This is a genomic window from Staphylococcus sp. GDY8P67P (assembly GCF_017892545.1).
Classification (GTDB): domain Bacteria; phylum Bacillota; class Bacilli; order Staphylococcales; family Staphylococcaceae; genus Staphylococcus; species Staphylococcus ureilyticus.
Genome location: NZ_JAESLH010000036.1, coordinates 1 through 20,002 on the forward strand (window position 1 = coordinate 1; position 20,002 = coordinate 20,002).

Here is a 20,002-nt window from a genome sequence, read left to right on the forward strand (position 1 = left end):
ACCGAGAGGTCTCTTTTTTTTTACATAAAAGGAGCTTAACTTCCAGTTCGAAGAACTGCAAACTGACAAAAGAAAGCGTTTGAAGCTGACGAAGTAAACGAGAGACGAAATGAGCTTACAAGTGGTAAGTGAGTGAGGAAAGCGTGAAATAGTAAAAGGAATGCATGAGCAAAAACTCATGCATAAGTCACACTATTCCAATAGCATGTACATTCATAAGAAATATAAAAGTCAAACTATCAATAATATATATACTAGACTGTCAGTGTTTTGATTAGTGCGTCTGTATGTTTTTTGAGTTGGGATATCGGAATACCACCGAAACCTAGAATAAATTTAACTGTGTTTTGATCACTATCATATTTACTAAATGGTATTATTTTTAAATCATTTTCCTTTGCACGTTCTAAGCATTGCCCCATAGTCAAATGATTTTTGACAGTGAGTGTAAAATGCATACCAGCTAAAGCACCATCTATTTTTAATTGCGATTGATAAGGCGTTAATGCATTTAAAATTGTTGTTAGTTTATGGCGATACACGTTCCTCATTTTATTAAGATGCCTTTCAAAACTGCCTGATTTCATAAAGAGTGAAATCATTTTTTGTGTATGTGCGGGCACTGTGTTTCCTTCTTTATTTGCCAAGTTGTCATATTTTGAAAGTAAATTATTTGGTAAAACTAAATATGCAATTCGACAGCTTGGAAATAATGATTTGGAAAAGGTACTAATATATATGACTTTATCTTTAGTGTCTAAACTTTGTAGAGCAGGTATTGGTTTGCCGAAGTAGCGAAACTCAGAATCATAATCATCTTCAATAATGTATCTATCAGTACTTTGTTGTGCCCAATTGATGAGTTGGGTTCTTTTTTTTAAACTCATAACATAGCCTGTGGGGAATTGGTGTGATGGCGTGACATATGCGATATTATTATTGGATTTCTGAAAGGACGTAATTTCTATTCCTGTACTATTTACAGGTACTTGAAGATAAGCAATTTGCTTTTTATCTAGTACTTGCTTAATGGGTGGATAACTAGGATTTTCTATTAAAAAACGACCGTCATTTAAAATGTCAGTTAAAAGATTTATTAGTTGTTCTGTTGAAGAACCGATGATAATTTGTTCAGGTCTACAGTTAACGCCACGACTATTAAATAAGTAATGTGCAATTTCTTGTCTTAATGAAATCTCGCCTTTTGAATTAACATGTTGTAGTAAATCAATTTCTTCATCTTCAAATGCATCTTTTGCATATTTTCTAAATTGTTTCATAGGGAAGTATTCTGCATCAATCTCTGATAAATTAAATGCCAGTGAACGGACTGATTGTGTCACTTCATGATTATTTTTTGAGTAATTATGATGTTGGGATTGGTCCATATTTCTTGCGATAACAGGAAGCGTTTCTATATCTGAAACAAAATAGCCTGAACGCGGTTTGGAGTAAATATATCCTTCATCTAATAAGAGCTGATACGCATGTTCAATTGTTGTATTGCTTACAGATAAATGTTGGCCTAATGCACGTTTAGACGGAAACTTATCTTCAGATTTGTATTGACCTTCTATGATTTGTTGTTTTAAATTTTCATATAAATTAATATAGAGATGATTTTTAGACAATAAACTGACCCCCTAAATTATTTTGAAAGTGTACCTTTTTAAATACCAGTTTATCTTTTAAAATGAATTTAATCAACTAAGTAAAGGGGTAAATAAAATGTCTAAATTTACTGGATCAGAAAGAGTCAAAAGAGGAATGGCTGAAATGCAAAAAGGCGGCGTCATCATGGATGTTGTCAATGCTGAACAAGCGAAGATTGCGGAAGAAGCAGGGGCAGTTGCTGTAATGGCGTTAGAACGTGTTCCTTCTGATATTAGAGCAGCTGGTGGTGTTGCTAGAATGGCAAATCCTAAAATTGTTGAAGAAGTAATGAATGCTGTTTCTATACCTGTCATGGCTAAAGGTCGTATTGGTCATATAACAGAAGCACGTGTACTAGAAGCAATGGGTGTTGACTATATTGATGAATCAGAAGTCTTAACACCAGCTGATGAAGAGTACCACTTACGTAAAGATACTTTTACAGTACCATTTGTTTGTGGCTGTCGTAATTTAGGTGAAGCAGCGCGTCGCATAGGTGAAGGAGCGGCAATGTTACGTACGAAAGGTGAACCTGGTACTGGTAATATCGTTGAAGCTGTTAGACATATTAGACAAGTCAATGCTGAAGTGAGTCGCATAACAGTTATGAATGATGATGAAATTATGACGGAAGCTAAAAACATAGGTGCACCTTTTGAAGTATTAAAATCAATTAAAGAAAACGGTAAATTGCCAGTGGTGAATTTTGCAGCTGGTGGTGTAGCAACACCTCAAGACGCTGCTTTGATGATGGAATTAGGTGCAGATGGTGTATTTGTTGGTTCTGGTATTTTTAAATCAGAAGATCCTGAAAAATTTGCAAAAGCAATTGTACAAGCTACGACGTATTACCAAGATTATGAATTAATTGGTAGATTAGCTAAAGAGTTAGGTACAGCAATGAAAGGTTTAGACATTAATGATTTGTCACTAGAAGAACGTATGCAAGAGCGTGGTTGGTAATATGAAAATAGGTGTTTTAGCTTTACAGGGTGCTGTGAGAGAACATTTGAAGCATATTGAATTAAGTGGACACGAAGGTATTGCCATAAAACATGTGGAGCAATTAGAGGAAATTGATGGGCTCATACTACCTGGTGGTGAATCGACAACGTTACGTCGTTTAATGAATTTATATGGGTTTAAAGAAGCATTACAACAATCTGAATTACCTATGTTTGGCACTTGTGCAGGGCTTATAGTTATGGCAAAAGATATTGTTGGTGAAGAAGGATATCTCAACAAATTAGATATTACAGTCCAACGTAATTCATTTGGCAGACAAGTAGATAGTTTTGAAAGTCATTTAAATATTACTGGCATTGCAGAAGATATAGAAGGGGTATTTATCAGAGCCCCTCATATAGCCCAAGTCCATGGGAATGCCACAATATTGAGCTCGATTGGTGAGAAAATAGTAGCAGTTCAAGAAGGACGCTATTTAGGTGTTTCTTTCCATCCAGAGTTAACAGAAGATTATCGCGTAACGCAATATTTCATTGAACATATTGTAGCAAAGGCTACAATTGAGCAAGTTTAATATAACGTAAAAAAGCAGGTCAATTCCAAAATGGATTGACCTGCTTTTTGTCAGTTTAATTAGATAAAGAAACCTGCGATTGCTGCAGAAATAAATGACACAAGTGTGGCACCAAATAAAAGTTTTAAACCAAAACGTGCTACCATATCACCTTTTTCATTATTAAGCGATTTGATTGCGCCAGAAATAATACCAATAGAACTAAAGTTAGCAAAAGATACAACAAAGACAGAGATTACACCTTTTGCGTGTTCACTGATATTTTTAACTTCATTTAAGCTTTGCATGGCTACAAATTCATTAGATAGTAATTTTGTTGCCATAATAGAACCAGCTTGAACAGCATCGTCCCATGGTACCCCAATTAAAAATGCTAATGGTGCAAATATAAATCCAATTAAAGTTTGGAAATCCCATGTAATACTTCCACCTGAAGCTGCAGTGAAAATAGCACTTACAACACCGTTTAACAAAGCGATAATTGCTATATAACCAATCAGCATCGCACCAACGATTACAGCAACTTTAAACCCATCTAAAATGTATTCCCCTAACATTTCGAAGAAGGACTGTTTTTCCGTCTCACTTTCTTCAACGATTAATTTATCTTCTTTTACATCTACTTTATATGGATTAATAATAGAAGCAATGATAAACCCGCCAAATAAGTTTAGTACTACTGCAGTAACTACATATCTAGGCTCGATTAATGTAAAATAAGCACCGATAATAGAAGCCGATACCGTAGACATCGCGGAAGCAGTCAATGTATAAAGACGTTGTTTAGGGATATGTGCTAATTCTTTTTTGAGTGAAATGAAAACTTCTGATTGACCCAAAATTGCTGCTGCTACCGCATTATATGACTCTAAGCGACCCATCCCATTTACTTTAGAAATGGCTAAACCTAAATAGTTAATAATGAATGGCAGTATTCTTGTGTATTGTAAGATACCAATTAATGCTGAAATAAAAACGATTGGTAATAATACATTGAAGAAGAATGGAGGATTTTTAGGATCTACAAATTCAAATCCACCAAATACAAAATTGACACCTTCAGCAGCTTTAGCTAATAAGTAATTAAAGCCATCTGAAATGCCACCAATGACCGTAATACCAAATTTTGTTTTTAATAATATAAAAGCAAATACAAGTTGTATTATGAGTAATAAGCCAATGTATTGCCAGCGAATATTTTTTCTGTCAGAACTAAAGAGTAAAGCTAACCCAAGAAACACAGCAATACCAATTAAACCGATAATAATATGCATAATAATTCATCCCTTTAAATTTTTTCTTAACTCCTATAATACAATAAACAAGCGCTTACTTACATCCAAAATTGAAAAAATTTAAAACATATTGGTTGAAAAAGGTCAAAGTTGGTCATATAATATAGTCAAAGAAGGTCAAAAGAGGTGATAATCATGCATAACATGTCCGACATCATAGAACAGTACATTAAAAAATTATTTGAAGACACCAATGAAGACGTTGTTGAAATTCAACGTGCCAATATTGCACAGCGGTTTGACTGTGTGCCTTCTCAACTAAACTATGTGATCAAAACACGTTTTACAAATGAACATGGTTATGAAATAGAAAGTAAAAGAGGTGGCGGTGGTTATATTCGAATCACTAAAATTGAAAACAAAGATGAAACAGGTTACATTAATCATTTACTTCAACTCATCGGACCATCTATTTCACAGCAACAAGCTTATTACATCATAGATGGTTTATTAGATAAAGCATATATCAGTGAACGTGAAGCAAAAATGATTTACGCTGTAATCGATAGAGAAACTTTAAAAATGGATGTATTATCAAGAGATATTATACGTGCTAATATAGTGAAACGAATATTACATGTAATAAATTATTATTAAAGAAATTAAGAGAGGTGTTTGGTCGTGCTGTGCGAAAATTGTCATTTAAATGAAGCAGAAGTAAAGTTAGCAGTTAAAGGGCAAGATGGTGTACATGAAAAATGGGTTTGTGCCACATGCGCACAAGGCGGTAACCCGTGGACTCAAAACCAACAAATGCAGTCACAAGATGACATTGAAGGTGCGTTTGTAGTAAAACAAATATTACAACATTTAGCAGCGAAACACGGTATTGATTTCGATGAAATTGCATTTAAAGAAGAAAAGAGATGTCCTACTTGTCAAATGACATTAAAAGATATTGCGCATGTTGGTAAATTTGGTTGTGCAGACTGCTACGCAACTTTTAAAGATGACATTGTCGATATTGTACGACGTGTACAAGGTGGTCAAATCGAACACACTGGAAAAACACCACGCTCTTCACATAGAAAGTTAGCTTTGAAAAAACAAATAGAAGAGAAAACAACTTATTTAAATCAGTTAATTGAAGAACAAAATTTTGAAGAGGCTGCAGTTGTTAGAGATGAAATTAAGGCATTGAAAGAAGACAGCGAGGTGAAACATGATGAGTAAGAATGATATCAGCACCCACATTAGTGAGTGGATGAGAGACGAAGCAGAAAGTCCAATCGTAATGTCTTCGAGATTGCGTTTGGCTAGAAATTTAGAAAATCATGTACACCCTTTGATGTTTGCATCCGAACAAGATGGTAATAGAGTGATAAATGAAGTTCAAGATGCGCTTCCTAACATGTTTATACAGAGGTTAGACACGATGGACCAGCAGAGTAAATATAAACTTGTAGCGAAACATCTTATCAGTCCCGAGTTAATAAAAAGACCTGCTGCTGCAGTACTTTTAAATGAAGATGAATCTTTAAGCATTATGGTTAATGAAGAAGATCATATACGAATTCAAGCCATGGGAAATGATTTATCATTACAAACATTATATGAAAAAGCTTCCGCACTGGATGACACATTAGACAGTGAGTTAGATGTAAGTTTTGATGAAACACTCGGTTATTTAACAACATGTCCGACGAATATCGGTACTGGTATGAGAGCCAGCGTAATGTTACATTTACCGGGACTTACGATTATGAAGCGGATGAATAGAATCGCTCAAACAATCAATCGTTTTGGATTCACAATAAGAGGTATCTATGGCGAAGGTTCCCAAGTATACGGTCACATTTATCAAATTTCCAATCAACTGACGCTTGGAAAAACAGAAGAAGAAATTATTGAAAGTTTAACTGAAGTAGTACAACAAATTATTAACGAAGAGATGCAAATTCGCGAACGACTTAGCAAGCATAATAAAATTGAAACTTTAGATAGAGTATATCGTTCGTTAGGTATCTTAAAATATAGTAGACTAATATCTATGGAAGAAGCATCATTTAGATTAAGTGAAGTGAAATTAGGTATAGATTTAGACTATATTGATTTAAAAGACTTTAAGTTTAATGAGTTGATGGTTGCTATTCAATCACCATTCTTATTAGATGATGAAGATGATAGAACAGTTAACGAAAAAAGAGCAGATATTTTAAGAGAACATATAAATTAGGAGGTCATGCTATGTTATTTGGTAGACTGACAGAACGTGCACAACGTGTATTGGCACATGCTCAAGAAGAAGCAATTCGCTTAAATCATTCAAATATAGGAACAGAACATTTACTTTTAGGTTTAATGAAAGAACCAGAAGGTATTGCAGCAAAAGTGTTGGAATCCTTTGATATTACTGAAGAAAAAGTAGTAACAGAAGTTGAAAAATTAATTGGTCACGGTCAAGAACAAATGGGTGCGTTACATTACACACCACGTGCTAAAAAAGTTATTGAGTTATCAATGGACGAAGCAAGAAAATTACACCACAATTTCGTTGGTACCGAGCATATATTACTTGGTTTAATTAGAGAAAATGAAGGCGTAGCTGCACGTGTTTTTGCTAATCTAGACTTAAACATTACGAAAGCACGCGCGCAAGTAGTGAAAGCTTTAGGAAGCCCTGAAATGAGCAATAAAAATGCGCAGGCAAACAAATCTAATAATACACCAACTTTAGATAGTCTTGCTCGTGACTTAACAGTAATTGCTAATGATGGCACGTTGGATCCTGTTATTGGCAGAGATAAAGAAATCACACGTGTCATTGAAGTGTTGAGTAGACGTACTAAGAACAACCCAGTATTAATTGGGGAACCAGGTGTCGGTAAAACGGCAATTGCTGAAGGTTTAGCACTTGCAATTGTTAATAATGAAGTTCCTGAAACACTTAAAGGTAAACGTGTGATGTCATTAGATATGGGAACAGTCGTTGCTGGTACGAAATATCGTGGCGAATTTGAAGAACGTTTGAAAAAAGTAATGGAAGAAATTCACCAAGCAGGTAATGTCATTCTGTTCATTGATGAGCTTCACACATTAGTAGGTGCTGGTGGTGCAGAAGGTGCAATTGATGCATCAAACATCTTAAAACCAGCATTAGCCCGTGGCGAATTACAATGTATCGGTGCGACTACACTAGATGAATATCGTAAAAACATTGAAAAGGATGCTGCGTTAGAACGTCGTTTCCAACCTGTTCAAGTAGATGAACCAACTGTTGAAGATACGATTGAAATCTTAAAAGGATTACGTGATCGTTATGAAGCACATCACCGCATCAACATCTCTGATGAAGCTTTAGAATCAGCAGCAAAACTAAGTCATCGCTATGTTTCTGATCGTTTCTTACCAGATAAAGCGATTGACTTAATTGATGAAGCAAGCTCAAAAGTAAGACTAAAAAGTCATACAACACCACCAAACTTAAAAGAGTTGGAACAAGAAATTGAGCAAGTGAAAAATGAAAAAGATGCAGCTGTACATGCACAAGAATTTGAAAATGCAGCTAATTTACGTGATAAACAAACTAAATTAGAAAAACAATACGAAGAAGCAAACAATAATTGGAAAAATAGCCAAAACGGTGCGAACACATCCTTATCTGAAGAGGATATCGGTGAAGTTATCGCTGGTTGGACTGGCATTCCATTAACAAAAATTAATGAAACAGAATCTGATCGCTTGCTTAACTTGGAAGATACGTTACACAAACGTGTCATTGGTCAAAAAGAAGCAGTGACATCAATCAGTAAAGCAGTAAGACGTGCAAGAGCAGGATTAAAAGATCCTCAAAGACCAATAGGTAGCTTTATATTCTTAGGACCTACAGGTGTCGGTAAGACAGAATTAGCACGTGCACTAGCAGAAACAATGTTTGGTGAAGATGACGCAATGATTCGTGTTGACATGAGTGAGTTTATGGAAAAACATGCTGTCAGTCGTTTAGTAGGAGCGCCTCCAGGTTATGTTGGTCATGATGATGGCGGTCAATTAACTGAAAAAGTAAGACGCAAACCATATTCAGTTATATTATTTGATGAAATCGAAAAAGCGCATCCTGATGTATTTAACATCTTGTTGCAAGTATTAGATGATGGACATTTAACAGATACTAAAGGTCGTCAAGTAGACTTCCGTAACACAGTGATTATTATGACATCTAACGTGGGTGCGCAAGAATTGCAAGATCAACGTTTTGCTGGATTTGGTGGCGCATCAGAAGGTCAAGACTATGAATCTATCCGTAAAACAATGATGAAAGAATTGAAAAATGCTTTCCGTCCAGAATTCTTAAACCGTGTAGATGACATCATTGTATTCCACAAACTGTCACAAGATGAGTTGAAAGAAATTGTAACAATGATGGTAAATAAACTTACAGATCGTTTATCAGAACAAGATATTGATATTATCGTTTCTGATGCAGCTAAAGAACGCATCGCTGAAGAAGGATACGATCCAGAATATGGTGCGAGACCACTTATTCGAGAAATCCAAAAAACGATTGAAGATAACTTAAGTGAGTTAATCTTAGACGGCAATCAAATTGAAGGTAAAAATGTTTATATCGACCATGACGGTAAGGAATATAAATATAACATTAAAGATAGAACAGAAGATGAAAAAGAAAAAGAAACTTCTGAATCATAAAATTAGATAAATCAATATAGGTCATAATGCCAAAGCGTTTCTCAAGTATTTATTTCAACCTTGAGAAACGCTTTTTTAATTTCAAAAACTACGATACAGTATGGTGAAAGTATGATATGACCTTGTAGGCTAATTTGAATATCAATAAAGTATATCTTTTTGATGGTGCTATAGGCATAATAGTGTTATTTTTAAAAATAGATTTTTGCAATATATTCATTTATATATTACAATATAAAGCTATTTATTTAGCATATAAAATATCAAAATAAATCATTTGTAAATAAAATTTGTTTTTACATAAACATAGGTATAAAATAGATTTGTTCAATAAAGATGGAGGTGCAGTTTTGGCCAAAAAGAAAGTGATTTTTGAATGCATGGCATGTGGTTATCAGTCACCTAAATGGATGGGGAAATGTCCTAACTGTGGTGGATGGAACCAAATGGAAGAAATCATAGAACAGAAATCGACAAGTCCGAAACATGGTGTGCGCAGTCGTGAAAATACATCCAAAGTACAGAAGTTAAATGATATAAAGCATGAGACAACACCACGTGTTAAAACGAATTCAGCAGAGTTTAATCGAGTGCTTGGTGGCGGGATCGTTAATGGTTCACTTGTGTTGATTGGTGGCGATCCAGGTATCGGTAAATCAACACTATTGCTTCAAATATGTGCAGCGTTATCACAAGAGAAAAACGTTTTATATATAACTGGTGAAGAATCATTAAATCAAACAAAATTAAGAGCAGATCGATTAGATGAAGATTCAAGTCATTTAAATGTATTTGCAGAAACAGATTTAGAAGTGATACATGAAACAGTTAAACAATTGAAGCCTGATTTGCTTGTTGTAGATTCTATTCAGACTATTTTTCACCCTGAAATCAGTTCTGCACCCGGTTCGGTATCTCAGGTGAGAGAGAGTACACAGAGCTTGATGAATATAGCTAAACAACTAAATATCGCGACGTTTATTGTTGGTCACGTTACGAAAGAAGGTCAGATTGCGGGACCTCGTTTGCTAGAACATATGGTAGATACGGTGCTTTATTTTGAAGGTGATGAGCATCATGCTTATCGGATTTTAAGAGCGGTAAAAAATCGCTTTGGCTCTACAAATGAAATGGGTATTTTTGAAATGAAACAGAGTGGATTGAAAGGTGTTAAAAATCCTTCAGAAATGTTTTTAGAAGAACGGTCTACAAATGTTCCAGGTTCGACAATCGTGTCTACTATGGAAGGTACGCGACCATTATTAATTGAGGTTCAAGCGTTAGTGACACCCACAACATTTAATAATCCTAGACGTATGGCGACAGGAATAGATCACAATCGTTTAAGTTTGTTAATGGCTGTATTAGAGAAAAAAGAAAATTATTTACTGCAACAACAAGATGCCTATATTAAAGTAGCTGGTGGCGTAAGATTAACAGAACCTGCTGTTGATTTAGGAATCATTATTGCTACTGCCTCAAGCTTTAAAGATTTAACTGTAGATGGCTTAGACTGTTTTATCGGCGAAGTTGGTTTAACAGGGGAAGTGAGACGTGTTTCTCGCATTGAACAACGTGTACAAGAAGCGGAAAAATTAGGTTTTAAACGCATTATTATTCCTGAATCTAATATTGGGGGTTGGGAATTCCCGAGCAACATTAAAGTCATTGGTGTGACAAATGTCCATGAGGCATTAAAATATGCCTTATCAAAACATTGATCAACGACATTTATTTAAATGGTTACATGGCTTATGAAGTCATAATAGCTTTCATGCGAAAGGAGCGTTAGCATTTGAACATGATAAGACTCATTGTAATCTTGTGCTATATCATATTGGGCGCAAGTTTAGGCGTGTATCTTATTCCAGAGATTATTGCAGATGCTGGATTGAGTCATTTCATGCTACTTACAAACAATTATTTCAATGGACTACTAGGGATTATACTGTTTTTTGCTATCTTTGGTTGGTTTATTAAGAAAGTAACTTTAGCAATGAAAGATTTAGAACAAATGATTATGCGTCAAAGTGCGATAGAAATATTGTTTGCCACAATTGGGCTCATTATAGGTTTGCTTATTTCTGTAATGATTTCATTTATTTTCCAAATTATTGGCAACAACGTGTTAAATCATTTTGTACCAATCATTGTTACAATCATATTGGGGTATTTAGGATTTCAATTTGGTTTACGTAAACGTGATGAAATGCTTTTGTTTTTGCCAGAAAATATGACGCGTTCTATGGCTATGAATACACGTAATGCGATGCCAAAGGTGATTGATACGAGTGCAATTATAGATGGACGTATTCTAGATGTTTTAGAATGTGGCTTTGTAGATGGTGAGATTTTAATTCCGCAAGGTGTGATTAATGAATTGCAAGTTATTGCGGATGCGAATGATAGTGTGAAGAGAGAAAAAGGTCAAAGAGGCTTAGATATGCTTAATGCATTACACGATGCACAGCACCCTACACGTATTATTCAACCTACAAAATCACACAGTGATATAGACGCTATGTTAATTAAACTCGCGCTGCATTATAGAGCTCAAATTATCACTACAGATTTTAATCTGAACAAAGTTTGTCATATACAAGGCATTCAAGTACTCAATGTTAATGACTTATCAGAAGCTATTAAGCCAACAGTCCATCAAGGTGATCGACTTAACTTATTGTTAACTAAGATGGGTAAAGAAGCTGGACAAGCAGTGGGTTATTTAGAAGATGGTACGATGGTAGTTGTAGACAATGCTAAAAAACATATTGGCGAACACATTGATTTAGAAGTCGTCAGTTTATTGCAAACATCTTCGGGTCGGATTATTTTTGCTAAAAAAATATATTGAAATAGCAGTTAGGTTTCATATGAAATGTAGCAACTACAGTTACAGTTTCACATGAAACCTTTTTTACGTAAAAACACTGAATGACCAAGTGACAAAAGAATTCATTTATAAACAATTAAATTTAAGCGTGGTAATATCATAATCAGCTTTAAAGTGCTACAATAGATAGCGAAATTGTATTACTATATTTAGAATTATGCCGTGGAATTAAAAACAAAAAATGTTTGATTTTAATATAGTGATGCTTTAAAAAATGATGAGCTATGATATTATAAGTAAGCGAATAAGCAATATACTTTAAATGCTGAAACATTATTTTTTAATATGAACTTCATTGGATTCGTATTGATATATTACTGTGTGTAATAGATAGACACAGTAAAAATGAAAGCAATGAAATTGAAAACGAAAAATTAATTTTAAACAGGAGTGAACATAATGAGTAATCGTGTAAGAGTTAGATATGCGCCAAGTCCAACAGGTTATTTGCATATTGGTAATGCAAGAACTGCATTATTTAACTATTTATTTGCTAAACATTATGATGGTGATTTTGTAATACGTATAGAAGATACAGATAGCAAACGTAATTTAGAAGATGGAGAATCATCACAGTTCGATAATCTAAAATGGCTAGGTATTGATTGGGACGAATCAGTAGATAAGGATAAAGGTTATGGCCCTTACCGTCAGTCAGAACGTGCTGAAATATACAACCCGCTTATTCAACAATTATTAGATGAAGATAAAGCATATAAATGTTATATGACTGAAGAAGAGTTAGAAGCGGAACGTGAACAACAAATTGCGCGTGGTGAAATGCCGCGTTATGGTGGTAAACATGCACATTTAACAGAGGAAGAACGTCAACAATTTGAAGCAGAAGGACGTAAACCTTCTATTCGTTTCCGCGTTCCAAAAGATACAACTTATAAATTCGATGATATGGTTAAAGGCGAAATTTCATTTGATTCAAACAATATGGGAGATTGGGTAATTGTTAAAAAAGACGGTGTACCAACATATAATTTTGCCGTAGCTGTTGATGACCATTACATGGAAATTTCAGATGTTATACGTGGCGACGACCATATTTCAAATACTCCAAAACAATTAATGATTTATGACACATTTGGTTGGGAACCACCAAGATTTGCACATATGTCACTAATTGTAAATGAAGAACGTAAAAAATTAAGTAAACGTGATGGCCAAATCCTTCAATTTATTGAACAGTATAGAGACTTGGGTTACTTACCTGAGGCCTTATTCAACTTTATTACGTTGTTAGGTTGGTCTCCGGAAGGTGAAGATGAAATCTACTCTAAAGAAGAATTTATCAAAATCTTCGACGAAAAACGTTTATCTAAATCACCTGCATTTTTCGATAAACAAAAATTAGCTTGGATTAACAACCAATATATGAAACAAAAAGATACTGAAACAGTATTTGAACTTGCTTTTCCACATTTAGTAAAAGCGGAATTATTGCCTGAAAATCCTTCTGAAGAAGATAAAGCGTGGGGGCGTAAACTGATTGCACTTTATCAGAAAGAAATGAGTTACGCTGGAGAAATTGTTCCATTATCTGAAATTTTCTTCCGAGACGAACAAACACTAGGTGAAGATGAGCAAGAAGTTATTAATGGTGAACAAGTTCCAGAACTAATGAATCATTTATATGGCAAATTAGAAGCATTAGAACCTTTTGAAGCTGACGAAATTAAAAAAACAATTAAAGAAGTTCAAAAAGAAACAGGTATCAAAGGTAAGCAATTATTTATGCCGATACGTGTAGCTGTAACTGGACAAATGCACGGACCAGAACTGCCAAATACAATTGAAGTTTTAGGCAAAGACAAAGTGCTACAACGCTTAAAAAAATACGTTTAATGCGTAGAGTGAATAACATAGATTAAATGTATAACACTTGAAAAATTACAAGTTACCAACTATTATAATATGTGAATGAGCTAAAGGATTAGTATGCAATGGTATGTGTCAAGAGAGTGTGCGGTCGCTGTGAGCACAACACAAAAATTGTTGAATGCACCTTTAGTTTGATGAATTGAATAATGCAAATGAGTCAATATAAGTTGTATTGCTATGTGATTGAGGAATCAGCTTATTAAAAAAGAGTGGAACCGTGCAAAGCACCTCTAACAGTATGATGTTGGAGGTGCTTTTTTAATAAGGAGGTCGCAACCTTGTTTGAAATTTTGAAAAGAATCAAAGATGATGTAAATATGGTGTTTGAGCAAGACCCAGCAGCACGTACAACATTAGAGGTAGTTACATCTTATGCTGGTGTACATGCAGTGTGGAGTCACTTAGTTGCACATGCTTTATATAAAAAGAAAAAATATGTATTAGCCAGATTGATTTCTCAAATCACACGTTTTTTTACTGGAATAGAAATACATCCAGGTGCTCAAATTGGCAAGCGTTTATTTATTGACCATGGTATGGGCGTAGTGATAGGAGAAACATGTAGGATTGGTGATAATGTCACAATCTATCAAGGCGTTACTTTAGGTGGGACAGGTAAAGAGAAAGGGAAGCGTCATCCTGATATTGGAGACAATGTTTTAATTGCAGCAGGAGCAAAAGTACTCGGTAATATTAAAATCAATTCAAATGTTAATATTGGCGCAAATTCCGTAGTGTTAAACTCGGTACCTAGCTATTCTACAGTGGTTGGTATACCAGGGCATATCGTAAAACAAGACGGAAGAAGAATTGGCAAAACATTTGATCATCGTAATTTACCTGATCCAATTTATGAGCAACTAAAACAATTAGAGAAACAACTTGAGAAAACAAGAAATGGAGAGATTCAAGATGATTACATTATATAATACACTCACACGTCAAAAAGAAACGTTTAAGTCAATAGAACCAGGTAAGGTTAAAATGTATGTTTGTGGACCAACTGTATATAATTACATTCATATTGGAAACGCAAGACCTGCAATTAACTATGATGTTGTCAGAAGATATCTTGAGTACCAAGGTTATGAAGTGATTTACGTTTCAAACTTTACGGACGTAGATGATAAATTAATAAAGCGATCTAAAGAATTAAATGAGCCTGTAAATACAATAGCTAATCGCTATATCGATGCATTTTATGAAGATGTGGGTGCATTAAATGTCAAAAAAGCGACTTCAAATCCAAGAGTCATGAATCATATGGACGATATTATTAAGTTTATAAAAGAACTTATTGATGAAGGCTATGCATATGAAAGCGGTGGCGACGTTTATTTCAGAACACGTAAGTTTGAAGATTATGGTAAATTAAGCCATCAATCGCTGAACGATTTAAAAGTAGGTGCGCGTATTGAACAAGGGGAACAAAAAGAAGACGCTCTAGATTTTACGTTATGGAAACAAGCAAAACCGGATGAAATCAGTTGGGATAGTCCATTTGGGAAAGGTAGACCAGGCTGGCATATTGAGTGTTCAGTGATGGCTTATCACGAGCTAGGTGCAACAATTGATATTCATGCGGGTGGTACAGATTTACAATTCCCTCATCATGAAAATGAAATTGCACAATCTGAAGCACATAACCATGCCCCATTCGCAAACTATTGGATGCACAATGGTTTCATTAATATAGATAATGAAAAAATGAGTAAGTCATTGGGCAATTTTGTCTTAGTGCATGACATTATTAAAGAAATTGATCCGGACGTCTTACGCTTTTTCATGATAAGTGTACATTATAGAAGTCCAATCAACTATAATATGGAACTTGTTGGGGCGGCTAAAAGTGGGTTAGAACGTATTCGCAATAGTTATCAAGCCATTGAAGAACGTGAAACAATTGCAACTAATATTGAAACGCAAGATCATTATATTGATGAAATCAATCAAATATTAGACCAATTTGAAACGGTTATGAACGACGATTTTAATACGGCTAATGCCATTACAGCTTGGTATGATTTATCAAAATTAGCGAATAAATACGTATTAGAAAATACGACATCTACTAAAGTGATTGCACGATTTAAAGAAGTGTATCAAATCTTCAGTGATGTCTTAGGCGTTCCTTTAAAAGCATCAAACAACGATGAATTATTAGATGAAGATGTTGAAGCGCTCATTGAAGAACGAAATCAGGCGCGACAAAATAAAGATTTTGCACGTGCAGACGAAATCCGTGACCAGTTAAAAGAACAAAATATTATTTTAGAAGATACGCCACAAGGTGTGAGATTCAAACGTGGTTAATATGGATAATAAGTTATTAAATCCATTAACTTTGGCATATATGGGTGATGCAGTATTAGATCAATTCGTAAGAGAGTACATTATATTGAAGTTAAAAGCTAAGCCCAATCGACTACACCAAGAAGCCAAGCGTTACGTATCTGCAAAAAGTCAGGCACAATCGCTTGAGCACTTATTAGAAAATAACTGGTTTACAGCGGAAGAATTAGATATTGTTCGTCGTGGTAGAAATGCGAAGAGTTATACTAAGGCGAAAAACACAGATATTCAAACTTATCGAAAAAGTTCGGGTTTAGAAGCAATCCTCGGATTTTTATATCTAGAAAAAAATCAAGAGCGACTCACCACGTTGCTTGAACGCATCGTAAAAAATGTAGATGAAAGGTAGTGAGACTTTGGAAGAGATTGTTATAGTAGGTCGTCATGCCGTAAAAGAAGCGATTGTTTCCGGACATACAATTAATAAGCTTTTAATTCAAGATACAGTGAAAAAAGGACAAATTAATGATATTTTAAAAAAGGCAAATAGTAATAAAATCATTGTACAAGCAGTGCCAAAATCAAAATTAGATGGTTTGTCTGATGCGCCTCACCAAGGTGTCGCTGCATACATCGCACCATATGAATATGCAGATTTTGATGCGTTTTTAGCACAGCAAAAGAACAATGAAAAACTATCAACTGTTTTAATTTTGGATGGCTTAGAAGATCCTCATAATTTAGGGTCGATTTTAAGAACGGCTGACGCTTCAGGTGTAGATGGCATTATTATTCCTAAAAGGCGATCGGTTGCACTTACGCAGACTGTTGCAAAAGCTTCTACTGGTGCGATTGAACATGTCCCTGTCATGCGTGTTACAAATTTGGCGAATACCATTGAAACATTAAAAGACCATGGATACTGGGTGGTCGGTACAGAAGCCGAAAATTCAACAGATTATCGTGAAATGGACGCTGGTATGTCGCTAGCGATTGTTATCGGAAGTGAAGGGCAAGGCATGAGCAGACTTACCAAAGATAAATGTGACTTTTATATAAATATTCCAATGGTAGGGCATGTAAATAGTTTGAATGCTTCTGTTGCGGCAAGCTTAATGATGTATGAAGTCTATCGTAAACGTAATCAGATTGGAGAAAAATCATGAAGGATCGTTTCTTGATTATAGACGGTTACAATATGATTGGCCAATCACAAGATTTAAGTCAAATAGCCCAAGAAAATTTGGAAGAAGCACGCGATCAGCTATTAACTGCGATTGCAAATTATAATGCAGTTATAGCAGATGAGGTTGTATGTGTGTTTGATGCCTATGAACAATCCGGCATGTCATCAGAATATATGTATCACGGTGTAAAGATTGTCTTTACTAAAGAAAAAGAAACAGCAGATAGTTTTATAGAAAAATATGTTTATGATTTATACGACAAACATACAAGACATATCACAGTGGTAACAAGTGATATGAGTGAGCAACATGCCATATTTGGTGCGGGAGCTTATCGTATCTCTTCTAGAGAAATGTGGAGAGACTTGAGAGAAAATGAAGTTTCGGTTTCAAAAAAGCTTGAAGGGTTCAATGAGCAGAAACCACGCACCCGTATAGAACTATCAAATGAAATTTTGGAAGAATTTGAAAAAATTAGAAGGGGTAACAATCACAAATAAGAAGATTGTCCCCTTGCTTTTTTTATAGCGTCCTTTGTATGCTAACTTTATTCTGATTGAAAGGATAAAAAAGCATGCACCAAAGAATAAAACATCAAGAATCAATACCAGTTTCAAAAAGCAAAAGGCAAGACATTCATTTCCTAATTGATTTACTAGAGCAAATACAACCACATATTTGGAAATGTTTAAATCATTTCACAATACATCCTGATGATAAAGAAGATTTACAACAAGAAATACTTTTGAAATTATTCAAAGCGATAAGTCAATTTGATTTTTCAAAAGACATACCATTAGCACATTACGTAAATCGTACTATCAAAAATGCTAGAAATGATTATATACGAAAAAAATTAGCTGATGTAAGACGACAAAGGTTATTAGAAAATGAAATGTTAAGCAGTGTCCAAGTGTTAAGGCAAGTGAGGCAACCGGATGACATTATTTTAAGAAGAGAAACCCTGGTTTTGTTGCATCAAAGTGTTGAAAAATTAACAGAGTTAGAACAAGGTATTATAAAATATATTTTAAATGATTATAAACCATCAGAGGTTGCCCATATCTTAAATCTAAATGTTAAGATAGTTTACAATTCGATACATAGATGTAAACTGAAATTAAAGCGTGTTTTTAAGCAAAAGTATCATGACTAAAAACAGTTATTGATATGTATAAAATGATTTTTGGATTAATAGAAAGCAATAGTGGAAGATTGACAATTGACAGAGATGTTATGTATAGTAGATTGGTATTATAATGAGTAAGGTGAAGTGAAATGAAAAAAGTGCCATTAAGCTGTGAAACGTGTGGAAATAGAAATTATAATGTTCCAAAGCAAAGTAACCTTACATCAAGATTGACATTGAAGAAGTATTGTCCAAGATGTAATGCACATACAGTTCATAAAGAAGCGAAATAATGTCGGTATATTAGATTTAGTAATTGAGTAAATATAACCTTCCAATTTAGTTGTGAGTATTGTATTTGCTTAATTTGTCGTATGTATAAGCAAATGAGAAAATCGAATTAATATGGAGGTATTGCTAATGGCTAAAAAAGAAAATTTCTTTCAAGGCGTAAAGTCAGAAATGGAAAAGACGAGTTGGCCAACGAAAGAAGAATTATTTAAATATACTATTATTGTTGTGTCAACGGTAGTATTTTTCTTAGCCTTCTTCTATGTCTTAGATTTAGGTATTGGTAGAGTTATAGAGTTAATTAAATAGATAGGAGTGACGACATGTCTGAGGAAGTTGGCGCAAAGCGTTGGTATGCTGTGCATACTTATTCTGGTTATGAGAACAAAGTTAAGAAGAATTTAGAAAAACGTGTGGAATCTATGAATATGACTGAATTGATATTCAGAGTGGTTATACCTGAAGAAGAAGAAACACAAGTTAAAGATGGTAAAGCTAAAACGTTAACTAAAAAAACATTTCCTGGCTATGTATTAGTCGAATTAATCATGACTGATGAATCATGGTATATTGTGAGAAACACACCGGGTGTTACAGGATTTGTTGGTTCAGCAGGTGCTGGGTCAAAACCAAATCCATTATTACCTGAAGAAGCACGTTTCATCTTGAAACAAATGGGCATGAAAGAAAAAACAATTGATGTTGAATTAGATTTAGGTGAGCAAGTTCAAATCAAATCAGGTCCATTTGCGAATCAAGTTGGTGAAGTTCAAGAAATTGAAGCGGATAAATTTAAATTGACAGTTCTTGTAGACATGTTTGGTAGAGAAACACCTGTTGAAGTAGAATTCGATCAAATTGAAAAATTATAAAGGTATATAAGTAATACTAGACTTGCTAAAGCAAGAAATATTACTTTACATGCATTAAGAACCCCTAATCATTAAAATGATTCAGTGTAAGGAATACCTGAGCCAGGGCTCATGCATTAAGAACCCCTAATCATTAAAATGATTTAGTGTAAGGAATACCTGAGCTAGGGCTCATGCATTAAGAACCACTAATCATTAAAATGATTCAGTGTAATGAATACCTGAGCCAGGGCTCTTTCATTAAGAACCCCAAATCATTAAAATGATTAAGGGTAATGAATACCTGAGCCAGGGCTCATCCATTAATAAC

20 protein-coding genes are annotated in these 20,002 nt (G+C 34.5%); 18 read left to right on the top strand and 2 right to left on the bottom strand.

Going from position 1 to position 20,002, the window contains the following annotated elements:
* Positions 1 to 254 precede the first annotated feature (254 nt).
* The gene (pdxR, locus tag KA833_RS13635; RefSeq protein ID WP_210127898.1) at positions 255 to 1,631 is read right to left on the bottom strand and encodes a MocR-like pyridoxine biosynthesis transcription factor PdxR; all 1,377 of its coding nucleotides are present in this window, start codon (positions 1,629 to 1,631) and stop codon (positions 255 to 257) included.
* Positions 1,632 to 1,728: 97 nt separating this feature from the next.
* Here pdxR and pdxS point away from each other — a divergent pair, with 97 nt between their 5' ends.
* Together pdxS and pdxT are read left to right on the top strand one after the other, a co-directional pair.
* Positions 1,729 to 2,616 carry a pyridoxal 5'-phosphate synthase lyase subunit PdxS gene (pdxS, locus tag KA833_RS13640; RefSeq protein WP_046207699.1) on the top strand — a complete coding sequence of 296 codons (888 nt, stop codon included), beginning with the start codon at positions 1,729 to 1,731 and terminating at the stop codon, positions 2,614 to 2,616.
* A gap of 1 nt (position 2,617) precedes the next feature.
* Positions 2,618 to 3,193 (top strand): pyridoxal 5'-phosphate synthase glutaminase subunit PdxT, encoded by a 576-nt coding sequence (pdxT, locus tag KA833_RS13645; protein ID WP_210127900.1) that lies wholly within the window; start codon positions 2,618 to 2,620, stop codon positions 3,191 to 3,193.
* A gap of 59 nt (positions 3,194 to 3,252) precedes the next feature.
* Here pdxT and KA833_RS13650 read toward each other — a convergent pair whose 3' ends face one another.
* Positions 3,253 to 4,467 (bottom strand): NupC/NupG family nucleoside CNT transporter, encoded by a 1,215-nt coding sequence (locus KA833_RS13650; protein ID WP_046207697.1) that lies wholly within the window; start codon positions 4,465 to 4,467, stop codon positions 3,253 to 3,255.
* Between the two features lie 156 nt (positions 4,468 to 4,623).
* On the opposite strand from KA833_RS13650, the gene KA833_RS13655 reads away from it, so the two are divergent.
* From KA833_RS13655 to nusG, 16 genes are all read left to right on the top strand, one after another.
* Positions 4,624 to 5,085 carry a CtsR family transcriptional regulator gene (locus KA833_RS13655; protein WP_019468588.1) on the top strand — a complete coding sequence of 154 codons (462 nt, stop codon included), beginning with the start codon at positions 4,624 to 4,626 and terminating at the stop codon, positions 5,083 to 5,085.
* Between the two features lie 24 nt (positions 5,086 to 5,109).
* Complete coding sequence (locus tag KA833_RS13660; protein ID WP_046207696.1) at positions 5,110 to 5,661, top strand: UvrB/UvrC motif-containing protein; 552 nt, start codon at positions 5,110 to 5,112, stop codon at positions 5,659 to 5,661.
* Positions 5,654 to 6,664 (top strand): protein arginine kinase, encoded by a 1,011-nt coding sequence (locus tag KA833_RS13665; RefSeq protein ID WP_046207695.1) that lies wholly within the window; start codon positions 5,654 to 5,656, stop codon positions 6,662 to 6,664. Before KA833_RS13660 ends, KA833_RS13665 begins: the two co-directional genes overlap by 8 nt.
* Before the next feature lie 11 nt (positions 6,665 to 6,675).
* Positions 6,676 to 9,138, top strand: a complete 2,463-nt coding sequence (locus tag KA833_RS13670) for an ATP-dependent Clp protease ATP-binding subunit (protein ID WP_046207694.1) — start codon at positions 6,676 to 6,678, stop codon at positions 9,136 to 9,138.
* A gap of 350 nt (positions 9,139 to 9,488) precedes the next feature.
* Positions 9,489 to 10,859: a DNA repair protein RadA gene (gene radA, locus KA833_RS13675; RefSeq protein ID WP_064209895.1), complete on the top strand. Its 1,371-nt coding sequence runs from the start codon at positions 9,489 to 9,491 to the stop codon at positions 10,857 to 10,859.
* 74 nt (positions 10,860 to 10,933) lie between these two features.
* Positions 10,934 to 11,992 (top strand): PIN/TRAM domain-containing protein, encoded by a 1,059-nt coding sequence (locus KA833_RS13680; RefSeq protein ID WP_070039491.1) that lies wholly within the window; start codon positions 10,934 to 10,936, stop codon positions 11,990 to 11,992.
* Positions 11,993 to 12,430: 438 nt separating this feature from the next.
* Positions 12,431 to 13,885, top strand: coding sequence for a glutamate--tRNA ligase (gltX, locus tag KA833_RS13685; RefSeq protein ID WP_046207691.1), 1,455 nt, complete (start codon positions 12,431 to 12,433; stop codon positions 13,883 to 13,885).
* Positions 13,886 to 14,208: 323 nt separating this feature from the next.
* Positions 14,209 to 14,850, top strand: a complete 642-nt coding sequence (cysE, locus tag KA833_RS13690; protein WP_046207703.1) for a serine O-acetyltransferase — start codon at positions 14,209 to 14,211, stop codon at positions 14,848 to 14,850.
* The gene (gene cysS, locus KA833_RS13695; RefSeq protein ID WP_064209893.1) at positions 14,834 to 16,234 is read left to right on the top strand and encodes a cysteine--tRNA ligase; all 1,401 of its coding nucleotides are present in this window, start codon (positions 14,834 to 14,836) and stop codon (positions 16,232 to 16,234) included. The genes cysE and cysS overlap by 17 nt, the downstream gene beginning before the upstream one ends.
* 1 nt (position 16,235) lies before the next feature.
* Positions 16,236 to 16,622, top strand: a complete 387-nt coding sequence (locus KA833_RS13700) for a Mini-ribonuclease 3 (RefSeq protein ID WP_046207689.1) — start codon at positions 16,236 to 16,238, stop codon at positions 16,620 to 16,622.
* Between the two features lie 7 nt (positions 16,623 to 16,629).
* A complete protein-coding gene (rlmB, locus tag KA833_RS13705) occupies positions 16,630 to 17,379 on the top strand; it encodes a 23S rRNA (guanosine(2251)-2'-O)-methyltransferase RlmB (protein WP_210127904.1) in 750 nt (249 codons plus the stop codon).
* Entirely contained in the window at positions 17,376 to 17,900 is a 525-nt protein-coding gene (locus tag KA833_RS13710; protein WP_019468577.1) for an NYN domain-containing protein, read from the top strand. The genes rlmB and KA833_RS13710 overlap by 4 nt, the downstream gene beginning before the upstream one ends.
* Before the next feature lie 74 nt (positions 17,901 to 17,974).
* On the top strand, positions 17,975 to 18,556 hold the full coding sequence (locus KA833_RS13715) for a sigma-70 family RNA polymerase sigma factor (protein WP_046207687.1): 582 nt from the start codon (positions 17,975 to 17,977) through the stop codon (positions 18,554 to 18,556).
* A gap of 122 nt (positions 18,557 to 18,678) precedes the next feature.
* A complete protein-coding gene (rpmG, locus tag KA833_RS13720) occupies positions 18,679 to 18,822 on the top strand; it encodes a 50S ribosomal protein L33 (RefSeq protein ID WP_071560108.1) in 144 nt (47 codons plus the stop codon).
* Positions 18,823 to 18,949: 127 nt separating this feature from the next.
* Positions 18,950 to 19,129, top strand: a complete 180-nt coding sequence (gene secE, locus KA833_RS13725; protein ID WP_046207686.1) for a preprotein translocase subunit SecE — start codon at positions 18,950 to 18,952, stop codon at positions 19,127 to 19,129.
* Positions 19,130 to 19,143: 14 nt separating this feature from the next.
* Positions 19,144 to 19,692 (top strand): transcription termination/antitermination protein NusG, encoded by a 549-nt coding sequence (nusG, locus tag KA833_RS13730; protein WP_019468574.1) that lies wholly within the window; start codon positions 19,144 to 19,146, stop codon positions 19,690 to 19,692.
* Positions 19,693 to 20,002: the final 310 nt, after the last annotated feature.